Origin of the sequence: Arthrobacter pullicola (assembly GCF_014836875.1) — a bacterium.
Classification (GTDB): domain Bacteria; phylum Actinomycetota; class Actinomycetes; order Actinomycetales; family Micrococcaceae; genus Arthrobacter_B; species Arthrobacter_B pullicola.
This window is the reverse complement of the sequence record NZ_JACSQC010000007.1, coordinates 173,449-190,399: the sequence shown is the minus strand read 5'-3', so window position 1 is coordinate 190,399 and position 16,951 is coordinate 173,449. Positions and strand designations below refer to the sequence as shown.

At 65.4% G+C, this 16,951-nt stretch carries 15 protein-coding genes; 5 read left to right on the top strand and 10 right to left on the bottom strand.

Translation table 11 applies throughout. The annotated features are described in order from the left end of the window. Positions 1-126: 126 nt before the first annotated feature. From H9638_RS14680 to H9638_RS14670, 3 genes are all read left to right on the top strand, one after another. Positions 127-912: an AraC family transcriptional regulator gene (locus H9638_RS14680; protein WP_191748596.1), complete on the top strand. Its 786-nt coding sequence runs from the start codon at positions 127-129 to the stop codon at positions 910-912. Between the two features lie 96 nt (positions 913-1,008). Beyond that, positions 1,009-1,608, top strand: a complete 600-nt coding sequence (locus H9638_RS14675) for a LysE family translocator (protein WP_318241896.1) — start codon at positions 1,009-1,011, stop codon at positions 1,606-1,608. A gap of 69 nt (positions 1,609-1,677) precedes the next feature. After that, positions 1,678-2,634, top strand: coding sequence for a ketopantoate reductase family protein (locus H9638_RS14670; protein WP_191748592.1), 957 nt, complete (start codon positions 1,678-1,680; stop codon positions 2,632-2,634). Positions 2,635-2,780: 146 nt separating this feature from the next. On the opposite strand, the gene H9638_RS14665 is transcribed toward H9638_RS14670, so the two are convergent. Continuing rightward, positions 2,781-3,305: a dihydrofolate reductase family protein gene (locus H9638_RS14665; protein WP_191748590.1), complete on the bottom strand. Its 525-nt coding sequence runs from the start codon at positions 3,303-3,305 to the stop codon at positions 2,781-2,783. 195 nt (positions 3,306-3,500) lie between these two features. On the opposite strand from H9638_RS14665, the gene H9638_RS14660 reads away from it, so the two are divergent. Beyond that, entirely contained in the window at positions 3,501-4,001 is a 501-nt protein-coding gene (locus tag H9638_RS14660) for a DUF2231 domain-containing protein (protein WP_191748588.1), read from the top strand. Between the two features lie 26 nt (positions 4,002-4,027). Here H9638_RS14660 and H9638_RS14655 read toward each other — a convergent pair whose 3' ends face one another. The 5 genes from H9638_RS14655 to H9638_RS14635 all read right to left on the bottom strand — a co-directional run bounded on the left by H9638_RS14655 (position 4,028) and on the right by H9638_RS14635 (position 10,198). Continuing rightward, a complete protein-coding gene (locus H9638_RS14655) occupies positions 4,028-4,711 on the bottom strand; it encodes a DNA alkylation repair protein (RefSeq protein ID WP_191748586.1) in 684 nt (227 codons plus the stop codon). A gap of 31 nt (positions 4,712-4,742) precedes the next feature. After that, positions 4,743-5,273 carry a hypothetical protein gene (locus H9638_RS14650; protein ID WP_191748584.1) on the bottom strand — a complete coding sequence of 177 codons (531 nt, stop codon included), beginning with the start codon at positions 5,271-5,273 and terminating at the stop codon, positions 4,743-4,745. Next, positions 5,270-6,256, bottom strand: a complete 987-nt coding sequence (locus H9638_RS14645; RefSeq protein ID WP_191748582.1) for an arsenic resistance protein — start codon at positions 6,254-6,256, stop codon at positions 5,270-5,272. Before H9638_RS14645 ends, H9638_RS14650 begins: the two co-directional genes overlap by 4 nt. A gap of 236 nt (positions 6,257-6,492) precedes the next feature. Continuing rightward, on the bottom strand, positions 6,493-8,979 hold the full coding sequence (gene uvrA / locus H9638_RS14640; RefSeq protein WP_191748689.1) for an excinuclease ABC subunit UvrA: 2,487 nt from the start codon (positions 8,977-8,979) through the stop codon (positions 6,493-6,495). A 241-nt stretch (positions 8,980-9,220) separates the two neighbouring features. Then, on the bottom strand, positions 9,221-10,198 hold the full coding sequence (locus H9638_RS14635) for an aldo/keto reductase (RefSeq protein ID WP_191748580.1): 978 nt from the start codon (positions 10,196-10,198) through the stop codon (positions 9,221-9,223). A 99-nt stretch (positions 10,199-10,297) separates the two neighbouring features. Between H9638_RS14635 and H9638_RS14630 the strand changes: the two genes are divergently transcribed. After that, complete coding sequence (locus tag H9638_RS14630; RefSeq protein ID WP_191748578.1) at positions 10,298-10,678, top strand: TMEM175 family protein; 381 nt, start codon at positions 10,298-10,300, stop codon at positions 10,676-10,678. On the opposite strand, the gene H9638_RS14625 is transcribed toward H9638_RS14630, so the two are convergent. From H9638_RS14625 to acnA, 4 genes are all read right to left on the bottom strand, one after another. Next, on the bottom strand, positions 10,675-10,992 hold the full coding sequence (locus tag H9638_RS14625) for a primase-like DNA-binding domain-containing protein (protein ID WP_191748576.1): 318 nt from the start codon (positions 10,990-10,992) through the stop codon (positions 10,675-10,677). The genes H9638_RS14630 and H9638_RS14625 overlap by 4 nt on opposite strands. A gap of 53 nt (positions 10,993-11,045) precedes the next feature. Beyond that, complete coding sequence (locus H9638_RS14620) at positions 11,046-11,897, bottom strand: SDR family oxidoreductase (RefSeq protein ID WP_191748574.1); 852 nt, start codon at positions 11,895-11,897, stop codon at positions 11,046-11,048. Positions 11,898-11,935: 38 nt separating this feature from the next. After that, a complete protein-coding gene (dxs, locus tag H9638_RS14615) occupies positions 11,936-13,909 on the bottom strand; it encodes a 1-deoxy-D-xylulose-5-phosphate synthase (protein WP_191748573.1) in 1,974 nt (657 codons plus the stop codon). A gap of 170 nt (positions 13,910-14,079) precedes the next feature. Then, positions 14,080-16,905, bottom strand: coding sequence for an aconitate hydratase AcnA (gene acnA, locus H9638_RS14610; RefSeq protein ID WP_191748571.1), 2,826 nt, complete (start codon positions 16,903-16,905; stop codon positions 14,080-14,082). Positions 16,906-16,951: the final 46 nt, after the last annotated feature.

Genomic DNA, 16,951 nt, shown 5'->3' with positions numbered 1-16,951 from the left:
GAGGGACAGTCCTGTAGACTTCCACAGCTTTGATTGACGCGTCTCCGACTACGGAAACCGCGATGGCGGCGGGGGAATATTGATCCTGGATTGAAGCCGAATACACCGGAAAGAGGCAGGAAACGCGTGACGGAATTCTGGCATAGCCGGCAGGTGCCGCATCTGGAATCGCGCCGGTCGTGCCGGGAGAACACCTGCTACCGTCCGCACACCCATGACCGGTTCTCGATAGGTCTGGTCGACTCAGGCACCACCGTATTCAGCGGCGCGGCGGGAGACCCGATCCGGTTGGCGGCCGGCGACGTCATTCTTATTCCGGCAGGTCACGTCCACGCATGCAATCCGGATGAAGGCCATTGGGAGTACCAAATGATCCAGGCGGATCAGGACTGGATCGCGGCCCTGCTGCCCCCGCCGGCGGCACATCTCCTGGCCGGAATCAAGGTGTACCGGCAGCCGCAGATTTACCGCTGGTTCACTGCCATCAACAACACGCTGTTCACCGATGCGGCGCCAAGCGGGATCGAATCCGGGTTTCGCACTGGCCTGCATGAATGTGCTTCTGTTGAACCGGCACACCAGTTGGTTACCTGCAGTGATCAGGAGCTTCTTGCCCGTCTGGATCCGGTACTCAGGCGGCTGCGGCAGGATGAATCGAACCCGCCTCTCGCGGAGCTTGCTGAACTGGCGGGGATGGGAAGATACCAGCTCATCCGGGCCATGAAGCGCTTGACCGGGTTCGCGCCGCTGGCTTGGCGGCAGAACGAACGCGTCACTGCATCCCGGAGGATGCTCCGCGAAGGACGGGCCCTGGCAGAGACCGCCCATGCCCTGGGGTTTGTTGACCAGAGCCACTTCCACAGGGTCTTTCGCGCCCATGTAGCCACGTCCCCTGGAACCTATCGCGGCTGACCGCAATTTCGTACAAGACCGTCCCCCTGCTCAACCCGCATTCTTGACGAGGTACGTCGTCGAGATAGCTGGGGATAGATGGAGCAGTTTTTTGCTGTGGCAGCAGCACATTTTTTGGCATTGCTGATCCCCGGGGTGGATTTTTTCCTGATCGCCCGCAGCGCTGTAAGCAGCGGATGGCGGGCCGCCAGCGGAGCGTGCCTCGGGATCGCGCTGGCCAACGGCATCTTTATCGCTGCCGCGTTCTCCGGGCTGTCCCTGGTCTCGCATCCGACTCTGCTCGGAATTATCCAAACGGCCGGCGGGCTGTTTCTGACGTACATTGGCATCGCGTTCCTCCGTTCGAGTATCCGCATCAGTGTCGTCAGCGGACCTGCACCGCCTGGCAGCACCTGGGGACGGAGCCTGGGACTCGGATTCGCATCCGGCCTGCTCAACCCGAAGAACGCACTCTTCTACGTCGCCCTCGCCGCCGGGCTTTCAAACGCTGCTGCCGGGGAGCTATTGCTCTACGGTGCCTGGATGTTCGCCGTCGTCCTGGTCTGGGATCTGTTCGTCGCCGTTGCCCTGGGAACCGACCGTGCGCTCGCGGCACTCTCCCGCTTCCTGCCCTGGGTCACGAAGGCAGCCGGGGGTTTTCTCGTGCTGTTAGGTACCGGGATGATCATCACCCTCATCGTTGACCTCTTACGGTAGGGACGTCCGGTCTCCAGGCCACGGCCTGCCTTCCATGCCACCGAGGAGTGATGGCACTACGTTGGGGGCATGACAAATTCAGCCGAGGCACCGGCCAGCGGAGACACCTTGAAGATCGGGGTGGTGGGGGCCGGAGGAGTCGGTGCATATTTCGCCGCTGTGCTGGCCCGCGCCGGCCACGAAGTGCACTTAGTGGCGACCCCGCGGCATATCGAGCCCATCCGGTCCAACGGAATCCGCGTCACCAGAGGAGACGGGTCGGAGGGGTTCACCGCAAGGCCGGCCAGCATCAGCACGGATGCGGCGGAGATTGGTGCCTGTGACGCGGTAATTGTCGCCAGCAAGGCCGGCCAGGTCCGCGAAGCACTGCTGGAGGCCAAGGCCCTGGTGGGGACCGACACGGCTGTCCTCCCGCTGCAAAACGGGGTGAGCGCCACACAGCAGATTACCGACGCCGTCGGTCCCGGGCATGCACTGGGCGGAGTCTGCCTCATCATCTCCTACCTGACCGAACCGGGGATTGTGCATCACGTGGGCAGCCAACCGGGAATCACTCTGGGAGAACTGAACGGGAACGTCACCAGCCGGGTAGAGAAACTGGCAGCGGCGCTCGCGGACGCCCAGGTGCAGACCACCATCTCCCTGCACATCACTGCTGACATGTGGCGGAAGTTCATGCTCATCACCTCCTACGGCGGAGTAGGAGCCCTGTCCCGGGAACCGGTGGGCCGGACGCGTGCCAACCCGCTCAGCCGAAGCCTCGTCCGGGACGCCATGAGCGAAGTGGCCCACCTCGCCACGGCTGCCGGCACTCCCCTGGACGAAACCGACGTCGAGGCGATGATGCGGCAGTACGACACCTTCGATCCCAGCAGCACGTCCTCGATGCAGCGGGATCTGGCTGCCGGCCGGCCCTCGGAAATCGACGAGCAGACGGGGGCAGTCGTGCGCATCGCGGGGCGCTACGGAGTTCCGGTGCCGATCCATGACACGATCTACCGTGCCCTGAAGCTGCGTGACGGATAACCTTCCCTCGCGTGAAGCAACGGTGCGCGGCTCCAGCGGGGCACCGGCTCCCGCTGCTACTCCTGGCCGATAGTGATCCCTGTGATGGGTGTGCCCGCAAGTTCATAGACAAGAGAGACCGCTCCCCTGGGGAAGCCCCTGGGCGGCTAGGCGAGGGCGAAGGCCGCAGGCACCCCCATCCCGTCAGGAAACAGCCGTTTGCCGGTGCCGAAGGTCAGTGGATACAGGAAGAGGTTCAGCCGGTCTATCAGGCCGTCCTTGAGCAGCGACCGGGCCAGGTCTCCGCTGCCAATGATGTGGATATCGCTGAACCGATCCTTGAGCCGGGCAACATCCGCTGGTCCTGCCAGCACCTCGGTGCCTTCCCACGAGGGGTCGGCCAGGGACCGGGACACTACGAATTTAGGCATGGCGTTGAACTTGGCGGCGATGGGGTCATCGGCGCTTTGAACGGGCCAGAACGCAGCAAAGATGTCATAGGTTTTGCGGCCGAGGAGTAGGGCGTCCATGCTGTCGATGTTCGTCATGATGGACTGGCCTGCTTCGTCGTCGGAATAGGCAGCCTGCCAGCCGCCGTATTCGAAGCCTCCCTCCGGATCCTCTTCGGGCCCTCCGGGCGCCTGGTAAACGCCGTCGAGCGTGATGAACGAGTCCAGGGATAGAGTTCCCACGGTGTGCTCCTTCGCCTGCGCGGCTGCCTTTCGCACAGACCGGTGGATCCGGCCAGGGATCGCCGCACTTTTGGTGCCACAGTAACGGCGAAGGCCGTGGCAGGTCGAGGTTTCTACCCTGTGCAGCAGGGTCATGCGGAGGTATCGTCTGCTGGCGTGAACCGTCTTTCAAAGCCGCAGCGCTTGGTTCGGGCCGTGGGTGAGAGCCCCGCCGCCGAACGGGTGGCTGACGCCCAGGCCGCCTTTTACAAACCGGTCATTGACTGGGCCCGCCGGGGACCGCTGCACACGAGCGTGCTTGGCTACTCGATCCATCCGGTACTCACGCACCTGACGCTCGGGTGCTGGGTCAGTGCCTCCATCCTGGATGTGGCCGGAGGTGCGCAGGCACAGCGCAGTGCAGGGCTGCTCACCGGCGCCGGGGTCGTGGGAGGCCTGGTGGCGGGGTTTGCGGGCGCGGCCGACTGGGCTGATCTGACGGGAGCCGAGCGCCGCATCGGCGCAGTCCACTCGCTGGGCACCGACGTGTCCATGTTCCTGATGATCGGCTCCCTGCTCGCCCGGGGACGCGGCCGTCACGGAATAGGCATGGGCCTTGGCCTGGCCGGCAACGCCGCTGCTGCCGGAGCAGGGTTCCTGGGCGGCCATCTGGCATTCCGCCAGGGTGTGGCCCTCCGCGAAGCTACGGTGAGCTAGTTTCGGCCGGACCCGGACAGCGGGCCTTAGTTCTCCTGCCGGCGCACGATTTCCGTGATCCAGATGGGTGCGTACGGTGAGGTGCAGTTTGCCGGCGTCGGGTAGTCCTTGAGCACTTCCAGCCGTTCGCCAATGCTGATGGCCCGGGCCCGAAGCTCAGGATGGGCGATGCCGATCTGGGCCAGGCAGTTATTCATTGCCCATTGCAGGCGGTCCGGAGCATCCTTCATCTCGGCTTCAATCGTGTCCAGCAGACCGGACAGATCCAGCCCGTCAGGGCTCTTGGACACCCGCTCACTGGTCAACGCCCAGCCGGCACTGGCCACCACCGGGTCCGGGTCCGCGAACCAGAGAATCCGCAGCTCCTGTGCATGCGGACTCTTCCTCACGACATAGTTGACGAACCAGTCGTGGACCTTGGGGACGCGGGCTTCGCGCAGCATGGTGTCCAGTTCGCTGCGTTCGAACTCTTTCGGCCGGCAGATCAGCAATGCCACCAGCCGTGCCGGGGTATCACCCGTCTTCCACAGCTCCCGGGCCAACTCCTGCTGCGTCTTCAACTGCTTCGCGACAGCGCGGAGCTTGCTCAGGTTCACGCCGTGATCATCACCATGCTTTTCGTTGACGGCCCTAGCCTTCGGATCCTCCAGCGCGGCCAGCTGGGCCAGCACCTCATCCACCGTGGTGGCGGTCGTCCCTGTCGCAGCCATTCGTGTGCTCTCCGATCGGTGAAATTCCAGCCTACCTTCGGTCAGCGTGCCGGGCGCCTTCGTTGTACAAAGCCTCCACACTGCGCCGGCCCACGCCGACCTGCAGCGCCGGTGCCAGGGTGACGTGACCGTAAAGCTCGATCGAGTTTTCGCCAGGGTTCCAAAACGCCGAAAGGCTGCCGTTCGCGTCAGTGCCTTCGTCCTCAGGTGGACCGCATACGGCCCTGAGATGTTCCCGGACAGCTTCGAATCCAGCTTCAGCTATTGTCTCCGAGTCCCGCCTGCCGGAGTAGAGGAAGAAGTTTAGGGAAAACAACTGCCCGTTGAACGCCGCCCACGACCCGGTCTCCAAGGAAATACCGTCGCATGTGAAAGGGCCGCCGATGCTCCCCGGCACCGGATCGGCGTATTCCAGCGGCTCCCCCGCAGTACACCCGAGCCGGTCAAAATGGGCTGTGAAGGCGCCGGATTCCTGCGGCCAGGGCGCATCAATCACCCTGGCAAGGAACTGAACAACCGCTTCGGGGGTGGGATCGGTCAACTGCGCTAATGCGTCGCTCATGGGAGCACCCTACGCCCCTGCTTGCGCTCACAAGCACTTCGCGGCGCCTCGGGGACAAGCCGCGGGATGAGCCGCACCAAAAGCACCATTCCGGCGAGTTCAACCAAGGTTTGGGTGACGACGGCGAGCGGCACCAACGCCAGGTGCGCCGGGAGGGCGAGTGCCAGTGGAAGGACCACCAGGGAATTCCGGGTTGCTCCGCTGAAGATGACGGCCCGGGTACCAGGAACATCCAGTTTCAGAGCGCGGGCCATTCCCATCCCGATGGGAACCATGAGTATCAGGAAAGCCGCGTACAGAGGCACGACGGCGAGCAGAGCCGGGAGTTCCCCGCCGACAGCACTGATCTGGGAGCCAACCACAACGGCCAGGGTGAGCATCATAAGCGGCACCATCAGATCCTGCACGAACCTCGCGGACCTCCGCGCCGCGTCTGATCTCCGGCTGGCCGCCTGCGTCATCGCAGCCAGAGCCAGAGGAACGAGGATCAGCCACACAAGAGCGGCGATAAACGGCCCGGGGTCCAGGAGCGCGCCAATGTCCGGGCCCACAAAGACCAGCAGGTAAAGGGGCAGCAGAAGCATCTGGAGCACCATCAGGACGGGTGCGGCGGCCAGAAGCCGGTCACTGGCGCCGCCAGCCAACCCGGAGAACACGATTACGTAGTCGATGCACGGGGTCAGGAGGACCATCGACGCCCCGATCAGCAGCGCCTGCTCCCCCGCGATAAAGCGGGTCAGGATAAAAACAACAACCGGTACCAGCAGGAAGTTCAGGACCAGGACGGCGGCCATAAACCCGCGCTCACGCACCGCCTCGATCAGCCTGCCGAAGGGAATGCCCAGAAACGTCGCGTACAACAGCGCGCCGAGCGCCGGGTTAACGGTGGACTCGAACACCGGCGCGGCCACCGGAGCGAACCACCCCGTCAGCGCACCTGCGAGGAGCGCGCCGAGATAGAGCGCAATTTGGTGTCGCTCCATGCGCTCAACGACTCCGGGAAAGTTCACTCCCCCATCTTGGCACTTTCGTACTGTAGCCTCTCCCTCCACCGAACGGTGAAGCTGGCTGCACCCGCCTAGCTGAACCGAACCACTCAAGCCAGCCACGGCACCGGACGGCCGCAGGGTCCGGGTTAGACGGCTTTAATACTCCCGGCGAGCTCTGCGAGCTGGGAGTTTCGTTGCCGCCGTTCCGGGCCCTCCGACCGCACAGCAGATCAGACGAGCCGCCTCAGCGCAGCACTCAGATACGGCGCAGTCCGGCTCGCTTCGCACGCCGCCACCTCGTCCGCGGTCCCGGCACAGATGATGCGGCCGCCGTCGTCGCCTCCGGCCGGACCCATGTCGATCACCCAGTCCGCAGAGGCCACTACGTTCATCGAGTGCTCCACCACCACCACGGTGTTTCCAGCTTCCACAAGCCGGTTCAGCTGGGCCAGCAGCAGCTGCACGTCCTGCGGGTGCAGTCCTGTGGTCGGCTCGTCCAGCAGGTACAGGGTGTGGCCGCGGCGGGCGCGCTGCAGCTCGGTGGCCAGTTTGATCCGCTGGGCCTCGCCGCCGGAGAGTTCCGTGGCGGGCTGACCGAGCCGCAGGTAGCCCAGGCCGACGTCGAGCAGGGTCCGCAGGCTGCGGGCCGCGGCCGGAATATCAGCCAGGAACTCGGCAGCCGTTTCCACCCGCATGGCCAGCACGTCGGCAATGGACTTGCCGCGGTAGGTGACCTGCAGGGTTTCCTCGTTATAGCGCGCGCCGTGGCAGGCCGGGCAGGGCCCGTAGGTGCCGGGCAGGAACAAGAGTTCGACGGCGAGGAACCCCTCGCCCTGGCAGGCTTCACACCGCCCGCCGGTCACGTTGAAGGAGAAGCGTCCGGCGGTGTATCCGCGGGCGCGGGCTTCATCCGTGCCCGCGTAAAGCTTGCGGACGGCGTCGAACAGTCCCGTGTAGGTGGCCAGGTTGGAACGCGGGGTACGGCCGATGGGACGCTGATCGACCCGGACCAGCCGGTCCAGGTGTTCCAGCCCGGCGATGCTGCGCACCTGGACAGCCGGGTCCTCGTCCGGGACCCCGGTGTCGCCGGATTCATCTGCCTCCGCCGGCTCAGGCGGAGCGCCGTTGACCTGCGCGCCAATGGCCTCGGCCAGTACCTGGCTGACCAGCGTTGATTTGCCGGAACCGGACACACCGGTAACGGCCGTGAGCACGCCCAGCGGGATCTCGGCGTCGAGCTCCCGCAGGTTGTGCCGGGTGATGCCCTTCAGCGAGAGCCAGCGCTCGGCCCGGCGGCGGGCAGGAGCGGTGTCCTCGGCCTCACCGAAAAGGAAGGGCCGCGTGGCGCTCTCGGCTACAGCGGCGAGTCCGGCTACCGGCCCGCTGTAGAGCACTGTCCCACCGCCGTCGCCGGCCTGCGGGCCGACGTCGACAATCCACTCGGCGCTGCGCACCACGTCCATGTTGTGCTCGACGACGAACACCGAGTTCCCGGCGTCTTTGAGCTCCTGCAGCACGGCCAGCAGCGGCTCGGCATCTGCCGGGTGCAGACCGGCGGAGGGCTCATCCAGGACATACACAACGCCGAACAGTCCGGAGCGCAGCTGCGTGGCAATCCGCAGCCGCTGCATCTCCCCCGGCGACAGGGTGGGTGTGGCCCGGGAGAGGCTGAGATAGCCCAGGCCCAGGGATATCAGCACTTCAAGCCGGGACAGCAGGTCACGGGTAATGGTGACGGCGACTTCGGTGTCTTCGTTCGACGCCGCGGACCGGGACGCGGTGCCCGCGGCTTTCAGCTCCGCCGTCGGCCGGATAATCTCCGCCAGTTCGCCCAGCGTCGCCCCGTTCAGTTCGGCGATGTTCCGGCCCGCGAAGGTGACGGCCAACGCCTCGGGCCGCAGGCCTGCTCCCCCGCACACCGGGCACGGCCCGGAGACCATGTACTCGAGCACGCGTTCACGCATCTTGGCGCTGCCGGAATCGGCGAGGGTGTGCAGCACGTAGCTTTTAGCGCTCCAGAACCTGCCCTTGTAGGGTTTGGCAACCCGGTCCCGCTGCGGGGTAATGGTCACCACCGGCTGCTCGTCGGTGAAGAGGATCCAGTCGCGGTCCTTTTTCGGCAGCTTCCGCCAGGGCACATCGACGTCGTAGCCGAGGTGAATCAGGATGTCCCGGAGGTTCTTGCCCTGCCAGGCACCGGGCCAGGCAGCAATGGCGCCATCCCGGATACTCAGCGACGGATCCGGGACCAGGGACTGCTCGGTGACGGTATGCGCGATGCCCAGGCCGGAGCATTCACGGCACGCACCTGCAGCGGTGTTGGGCGAGAAGGCGTCCGAGTCCAGGCTGCCGGGCGCTGCATCGGCCGGGTAGGTGCCGCCGCGGGAAAACAGCATGCGCATGGAGTTGGAGAGGGTGGTCAGCGTTCCCACCGTGGAGCGCGAGCTGGCGGTCCCGCGGCGCTGCTGGAGCGCGACGGCGGGTGGCAGCCCGGTGATGGCCTCCACCTTGGGGTTGTGGCCCTGGGAGATCAACCGGCGGGCATAGGGAGCAACGGACTCGAAGTACCGCTTCTGCGCTTCGGCGTAGATCGTGCCGAAGGCGAGCGAGGACTTGCCGGATCCGGAGACCCCGGTAAAGGCGACGATCGCGTCGCGGGGGATTTCGACGTCGACACTGCGGAGGTTGTTTTCCTCCGCGCCCCGGACGCGGACCATGCCGTTGCCGGCGGTGCTGTTGGTGTTGGGAGCGGACTGGACGGCGGGTACAGGTTTGGTGCTCACCCTTCGACGCTAACAGGGGCCCCGGCTGCGTACCCGGCTTCTGTGCGGGAGTTCACCCACGGTGTTACTCCCTGGTGCCGTTCCAACCCCGTGCCGGTCCTGTCCTCGGCGCGCCACGCCGAAACGCCTTTGCCATCCATGCAGCAGAACAGCAGGATGGGGCGCGCCGGCGAACCTAGAAGAGAGCTACCTTTGGCGCCTGCGGGAAGATCCGGTCCAGTTCTTCCAGGTCCTTCTCCCCCGGCACCCAGGAAGCCGCTTCCGCGTTCTCGCGAATCTGTTCCGGCCTGGTGGCTCCGGCAATCACCGAGGACACCGACGGACGCGACGCGAGCCAGGAGAACGCCACCTGGATTTCGCTCAGTCCACGTTCTGCGGCGAACTCCCCGAATTCACGCAGCTGCTGGAAGTCGGCATCCTGCAGCAGGTTCGTCCGGGAGTGGGTCAGGCGGCTTCCCTCGGGAGCCTTCCCGGCGCTGTACTTGCCGGTGAGCAGGCCGTTGGCCAGTGGGAAGTACGGCAGCACACCCAGCCCGTAGGCTTCCGCGGCCGGAGTGACCTCAAGTTCAGCGCGGCGGTCCAGCAGGTTGTAGTGGTTCTGCGCGGAGATGAAGCGGGTGGTCCCGGCAGCCCGGGCGGTGAACTCCGCTTCGGCGATCTGCCAGCCGGCCCGGTTGGAGTGCCCGATGTAGCGGACCTTGCCGCTGGTGACGAGGTCATTCAGGGCCGCAAGTGTTTCATCAATCGGTGTCAGCGGATCGGGGGTGTGGAACTGGTACAGGTCGATCCAGTCCGTGCCGAGCCGGCGCAGGGATGCCTCCACGGCCGTCATGATGTAGCGCCGGGAGCCGCGGGCGCCGAAATCCGGGCCGTTGGCGCCGTTCATGTCCATCCCGAACTTGGTCGCCAGGACAACGTCGCCGCGCCGGGAGCCCAGGGCCTTACCGAGGCGCTCCTCGCTCAGACCAGGCACGGCCCCGTATATGTCGGCGGTATCAAAGAGCGTGATTCCCGCGTCGATCGCCGCATGCACGACGGCGTCAGTGCCCTCCTGCGATTCGGTGGCGGTGCCGGGGCGGCCCAGGTTGTTGCAGCCAAGTCCGACGGTGGAAACGGTGAGGCCGGAGTTGCCGAGCCTGTTGTAGGTGGTCATCTCCCCACGCTATCAACTCCGGATGCGGACCTGCGGCCTGGCCCTGCCCCGGAACCCGGGCGAATGAAATGATGCTGTAACGCAGACGATGGAGACCCTATGGGCAACCAGCTTTTTGACCGGAGCACCGTCGAGTTTGGGCGGGGCATATCTTTCTTCGACGCGATCTACGGCTTTGCCATCACCCTGCTCATCACCAACATCGACCTGCCGCCGGCCGCTGCCTGGGCCAGTGTGGAGGATCTGCTGAATACCGGGCTGCTGAGCCAGCTGTTCGGTTTCCTGCTGAGCTTCGCCGGCATCGGAACGGGGTTCCGGCCCCTGCTGGGGCACCTGGCCGTGCCGGTTGTTTTCCTGGCGTCGATTCCGGTCACCCTCCTGGCCGGTCCCGTCCCGGGACGGCTGGTCTGGGCTTCGCTCCTGGTTATCAGCCCGCTCGCCGGACGTCTGTCCGGCGGAAACCGGATGAAGGCGGCCTAGGTTCCGAAGGTGTTGAGCGGGCCGTTCAGGCTGGGAGGTTTATCGGTCTCCAGGATGTACTGAATGGGAATCGGCCCGGTGGGCAGGATACCGGGGTAAACGCGCTCATGGTTCCGCCGCCGCGGCTGACTGCCGGACGCCTGGACCTGCCGGGAGAACAGACCCGCCGAAACAGGCTCCTGATCCGCCTGCTCGCACCAGATCATGTACATCCCATAGAGATCCGCAGCGGGCGTAGCCTCGGTCTCATCCAGTCCGGTGATGGTGCATTCCCGCAAAAAGTCCGCGACGGGGCCAACTAGTACCTGATCCATACTTCGACCCTAGCCACGGGTTCCGTGGTTGGGAAGGGTCCTGCAGGTGAACACTAGCCTCTGCTGCGCAGATGGTCTTCAAAGCTCAGGGGGGCCGTGCCCGTCAGCCGAGCCACATCGTCGCTGACCTGGGCGAGTTCACCGGTGGCTATGGCCGCGTAGCTGGTTGCCCAGGCGACTGCCTGCCACTCGGACGCGCCGGCGGCAATGCGGGATTCGACCGCCTCGTCAAGCGATTCAGCATGGTAGGTGACCTGCTGCCCGGTGACCCGCGTAAGTATTTCCGCTACGTCATTCATGGTGATCGACTGCGGTCCCGTCAAGGTGTAAATGGCCCCGGCATGGGACTGCGGGTCCCTGAGGATCCGGACAGCGGAAGCGGCGACGTCGCTGCGGGCGACCGGCGCGAACCTGCCGTCAGCGGCGGGCCCGCGGATCACGCCGTCGCGCCCCACAAAGGAGGGCAGGATGTCCTGGTAGAAACAGTCCCGGAGGAACGTGTACTTCAGGCCGCGGGCCTTGATGTGCTGCTCGGTGTCCCAGTGGTCCCGTCCGAGCGTAAAAACATCGTCCGGGCCCGCCCCCATAAACGAGGTGTACACAATGTGCTGCACACCCGCATCCACCGCCGCGTCAACGAAGGTCCGCTGGTCCTGCGCCCGGTACGGGTTCTCCGCGGCCGAGACCATAAAGAGGGTCTGCACGCCCTCCAGCGCCCGTACGGCGTGGTCCCGGTCCGCGTAGGACAGCGCGAAAACCGGTGTTTCCGGCGGCGGGGAAACTTTGGCCGCGTGCCGCGCCAGCAGACGGTGCGGAACACCGGCATCGGCGAGCTGGCGGGCCACGGCGCCCCCAAGCGCTCCGGTGGCTCCGGTGACGGCGAGGGTGGGAAGGTTATCTGCCATGGTGGCCACTTCTTTCCTGCCCCGCCGGGCCGCGGAGCCTAGTTGATCTTCGGAATCTGTCCCGTAGGTGCCGGCTGGCCCGGCAGCGGACGGGCAAACGGCACCTTCGTGCCGAGGACCTGGGCGACGACGTCGTGGGCTACCTGGCGGGCGGTCAGTCCCACCCGTTCAAGCACCTCCGCACGTGTCCCATGGTCCAGGAATTCGGCCGGCAGCCCAACCTCATTCAGCGCAGTGTCCACGCCGGCGGCACGCATCTCCTGCCGGATCCGGGATCCAACGCCGCCGGCGCGGACGCCGTCTTCAATCACAATGACAATCCGGTGGGCGGCAGCCATGCTGATGATGGACCGCGGCACGGGAAGGACCCATCGCGGGTCAACCACGGTGGAACTGATCCCCTGGGCGCCCAGCCTGTCGGCGACGTCCAGCGCCATCTCCGCCATGGCACCCACACTGACAATCAGGACATCGTTCCGGGTATCGCCCGAAGGCCGCCGGGCCAGGACGTCCACGCCGTCTTCGGTGCGCTCTTCGGCATCGAGGTCGGGGCCCACGGTGCCCTTGGAGAAGCGCACCACGCTGGGGGCATCGGAGATCGCCACGGCCTCGCGCAGTTCCTCCTTCAGCCGGGTGGCATCGCGCGGTGCGGCCAGGTGCAGGCCCGGAACGATCTGCAGCATGGACATGTCCCACATGCCGTGGTGGCTGGGGCCGTCGGGGCCGGTCACACCGGCGCGGTCCAGGACTATGGTGACGCCGGCCTTGTGCAGCGCCACATCCATCAGCAGCTGGTCGAAGGCACGGTTCAGGAAGGTCGCATACAGGGCTACCACCGGGTGCAGTCCCCCGTAGGCCATGCCTGCGGCGGACGTCAGCGCATGCTGCTCGGCAATGCCGACGTCGAACACCCGGTCCGGATGCTTGGCCGCGAAGCGGTGCAGCCCGACGGGGATCAGCATGGCACCGGTGATACCGACGATGTCCTTGCGCTCGTCCGCGATCTCCGCGATCTCAGTGGCGAACACGGACGTCCAGGACTGCTTACCGCCCGCTGCGACGGGCGCACCGGTTTCCGGGTCGATGATGCCGACCGCGTGGAACTGGTCTTCGTCGTTCGCCCGGGCCGGAGCGTAGCCATGCCCCTTCTCGGTGATGGCGTGCACAATCACCGGACCGCCGTAGTTCTTGGCGGTAAGCAGCGCCTGCTCCACCGCTGCCAGGTCGTGGCCGTCCACCGGGCCCACGTACTTCATGCCGATGTCTTCGAACAGTCCCTGGGGTGCCCACCAGTCCTTGATGCCCTTCTTGGCGGCATGCAGGCTGTGGTAGGCGAACCGGCCCACCGGCCCGCCGCTCTGCAGGCGGCCCTTCCACCAATCCATGGTGTTCTCATACATGTGGTGCGTGCGCACGGTGTCCAGGGTCGGGCGCAGGGACGCCAGGTAGTCCGCCACACCGCCGATGGTCGGCGCGTAGGAGCGGCCGTTGTCATTGACGACGATGACCACGCGGCGCCGCTGGTCCGCAGCAATGTTGTTCAGCGCTTCCCAGGCCATGCCGCCGGTCAGCGCTCCGTCGCCCACCATGACCACGGTGTAGCGGTCGCTTTCCCCGGTCAGCTGGCGGGCCCGGGAGATGCCGTCCGCCCAGGAGAGGGAGGAGGAGGCGTGGGAGCTTTCAACGATGTCATGCACGGATTCCGCCCGGGCAGGGTACCCCGAGAGTCCACCCTGCTGCCGGAGCGTTTCAAAGTTCTGCCGGCCGGTGAGCATCTTGTGGACGTAGGACTGGTGTCCGGTGTCGAACACAATGCTGTCACGCGGGGAATCGAAGACCCGGTGGATACCCATGGTCAGTTCAACGACGCCAAGGTTCGGTCCGAGGTGTCCTCCGGTCTGGGCCACATTCGTGATGAGGAAGGACCGGATCTCTCCGGCCAGGGCCGACAGCTGGGAAGCGCTCAGTTTGCTGAGGTCCCGCGGATCACGGATGGTTTCCAGAAGTCCCAAAAGGGCGCCTCCCTTGCGTCTTAGGCAACGGGCAAACGCACCGTCACAACCACTAATTCTACCGCCTGCGTCCGGCCAGGCATTTCCCCCGGCACGCAAAACGCCCCGTTTCAGGGCTTCGATTACTCGATAGCCTAGCGAAACGGGGCGTGATGCTGGAGTTGATTAGCCTACTTTGCCGAAATCTGACGCAGAACGTACTGCAGGATTCCGCCGTTGCGGTAGTAATCGGCTTCACCGGGAGTGTCGATCCGCAGGACGGCGTCGAAGGTGATCGCTTCGCCGTTCTCCGGGACCGCGGTGACCTTGACGGTCTTGGGGGTGTTGCCGTTGTTCAGTTCGGTAACTCCCTCGACCGAGAAGGTCTCGGTGCCGGTCAGGCCCAGGGAATCGGCGTTGACGCCGGCCGGGTACTGCAGCGGCAGGACGCCCATGCCGATGAGGTTGGAGCGGTGGATACGCTCATAGCTCTCGGCGATGACGGCCTTGACGCCCAGCAGCGCGGTGCCCTTGGCTGCCCAGTCACGCGAGGAACCGGAACCGTATTCCTTGCCTGCCAGGACAACCAGCGGGATGCCGGCGGCCTGGTAGTTCACCGAGGCGTCGTACACGGCGGCCTGCGGCGCGTCTGCCTGGCTGAAGTCACGGGTGAACCCGCCCTCGACGCCGTCGAGCAGCTGGTTCTTGATCCGGATGTTGGCGAACGTACCGCGGATCATGACTTCGTGGTTGCCGCGGCGGGAGCCGTAGGAGTTGAAGTCCTTGCGGGCCACACCGTGCTCCAGCAGGTAGCGGCCTGCCGGGGTGTCGGACTTGAAGGAACCTGCCGGGGAGATGTGGTCGGTGGTGACCGAATCGCCCAGCTTCAGGAGCACGCGGGCGCCTTCGATGTCCTGGACCGGCTCCGGCTGTGCCTTCATGCCCTCGAAGTACGGGGGCTTCCGCACGTACGTGGACTCCGAATCCCATTCGAAGGTTGCGCCTTCGGGGGTCGGCAGGGACTTCCAGCGGTCGTCACCTTCGAAGATGGTGGCGTAGCTGTCGGTGAACATCTGCTGGTCGATGGAGGCATCGATGATCTGCTGGACCTCGGCCGGGTTCGGCCAGATGTCCTTCAGGAAGATGTCGTTGCCGGCTTCGTCCTGGCCCAGGGCATCGTTTTCGAAATCGAAGTCCATGGTGCCGGCCAGGGCGTAGGCGACTACCAGCGGCGGGGAGGCCAGGTAGTTCATCTTCACGTCCGGGTTGATGCGGCCTTCGAAGTTACGGTTACCCGAGAGCACAGCGGTAACGGCCAGGTCGGCGTCGTTGATCGCGGTGGAGATTTCGTCCTCGAGCGGGCCCGAGTTGCCGATGCAGGTGGCGCAGCCGTAGCCGACCACGAAGAAGCCGAGCTTCTCCAGGTAAGGAATCAGTCCGGACTTTTCGTAGTAGTCGGTGACTACCTTGGAACCCGGTGCAATGGAGGTCTTGACCCACGGCTGGGCGGTGAGGCCCTTTTCGACGGCGTTCCGGGCCAGGACGGCAGCAGCCATCATGACGGACGGGTTGGACGTGTTGGTGCAGGAGGTGATCGAGGCGATCGTCACCGCGCCGTGGTCCAGCTCGAAGCTGCGGCCGTCGGGCATCGTGACGGGCACGCTGTTCTCGACGCGGGCTGCGCTGCGGTCGGTGACGGAGACCAGGTCGTGCGGTGAATCCGCCACGTGGGTTCCGGCGTCCGTGTAGGTCGGGGAATCCGAAGCCGGGAAGGACTCTTCCAGTGCTTCGTCCACCGTTGCACCGACTGCTTCAACCTCGTGGTCGACGTAGTTGCGCAGGTCCTTGCGGAACTGGGCCTTGGCACTGGTGAGCTCCACGCGGTCCTGGGGACGCTTCGGGCCGGCAATGGAGGGAACCACGGTGGAGAGGTCCAGCTCGAGGTACTCGGAGTACTTGACCTCGTTGGCGGGATCATGCCAGAGGCCCTGTTCCTTGGCGTAGGACTCCACCAGGGCAACGCTGTCCTCGGAACGGCCGGTGAGGCGCAGGTAGTCCAGGGTGACGTCGTCGATCGGGAAGATCGCGGCCGTGGAGCCGAACTCGGGGCTCATGTTGCCGATCGTGGCGCGGTTGGCCAGCGGCACGGAGGCAACGCCTTCGCCGTAGAACTCCACGAACTTGCCGACGACGCCGTGCTTGCGCAGCATTTCGGTGATCGTCAGGACGACGTCGGTGGCGGTGGCGCCGGCCGGGATCTCGCCGGTGAGCTTGAAGCCGACGACGCGCGGGATCAGCATGGAGACGGGCTGGCCAAGCATGGCAGCCTCAGCTTCGATGCCGCCAACGCCCCAGCCGAGCACGCCCAGGCCGTTGACCATGGTGGTGTGGGAGTCGGTGCCGACGCAGGTGTCGGGGTAGGCCCGCAGGACGCCGTCAACTTCACGGGTCATGACGGTGCGTGCCAGGTACTCAATATTGACCTGGTGGACAATGCCCATTCCCGGGGGAACAACCTTGAAGTCATCGAACGCGGTCTGGCCCCAGCGCAGGAACTGGTAACGCTCGCCGTTGCGCTGGTATTCGATCTCCATGTTGCGCTCGAGGGCGCCGGCATTGCCGAAAGCATCAATCTGCACGGAGTGGTCGATGACCATTTCCGCCGGTGCCAGCGGGTTCACGCGCTTCGGGTCGCCGCCGAGGTCGGCAACGGCTTCACGCATGGTCGCCAGGTCCACGATGCAGGGGACACCGGTGAAGTCCTGCATGATCACCCGCGCAGGGGTGAACTGGATTTCGGTGCTGGGCTCTGCCTCGGCATCCCAGCTGGCCAGGGCGCGCACGTGGTCGGCTGTGATGTTGGCACCGTCTTCGGTGCGCAGCAGGTTCTCCAGCAGGACCTTGAGGCTGAACGGAAGGCTCTGGGCGCCTTCGACGGAATTCAGCCGGAAAATTTCATACTCGTTCCCGCCGACGTTCAAGACGCCTTTGGAACCGAAGCTGTCCACATTACTCATAACAGGACTCCTCTCGCCACCGCTTTATCTTTGTCCAGTGATCCGC

Excerpts from the sequence above, each read along its gene's own strand:
- H9638_RS14670 (WP_191748592.1), top strand. The coding sequence starts at position 1,678 with ATGACAAATTCAGCCGAGGCACCGGCCAGCGGAGACACCTTGAAGATC.
- H9638_RS14655 (WP_191748586.1), bottom strand. The coding sequence starts at position 4,711 with ATGGCTGCGACAGGGACGACCGCCACCACGGTGGATGAGGTGCTGGCC.
- H9638_RS14650 (WP_191748584.1), bottom strand. The coding sequence starts at position 5,273 with ATGAGCGACGCATTAGCGCAGTTGACCGATCCCACCCCCGAAGCGGTT.
- H9638_RS14645 (WP_191748582.1), bottom strand. The coding sequence starts at position 6,256 with ATGGAGCGACACCAAATTGCGCTCTATCTCGGCGCGCTCCTCGCAGGT.
- uvrA (WP_191748689.1), bottom strand. The coding sequence starts at position 8,979 with ATGGTCCGCGTCCGGGGCGCGGAGGAAAACAACCTCCGCAGTGTCGAC.
- H9638_RS14635 (WP_191748580.1), bottom strand. The coding sequence starts at position 10,198 with ATGACCACCTACAACAGGCTCGGCAACTCCGGCCTCACCGTTTCCACC.
- H9638_RS14630 (WP_191748578.1), top strand. The coding sequence starts at position 10,298 with ATGGGCAACCAGCTTTTTGACCGGAGCACCGTCGAGTTTGGGCGGGGC.
- H9638_RS14625 (WP_191748576.1), bottom strand. The coding sequence starts at position 10,992 with ATGGATCAGGTACTAGTTGGCCCCGTCGCGGACTTTTTGCGGGAATGC.
- H9638_RS14620 (WP_191748574.1), bottom strand. The coding sequence starts at position 11,897 with ATGGCAGATAACCTTCCCACCCTCGCCGTCACCGGAGCCACCGGAGCG.
- acnA (WP_191748571.1), bottom strand. The coding sequence starts at position 16,905 with ATGAGTAATGTGGACAGCTTCGGTTCCAAAGGCGTCTTGAACGTCGGC.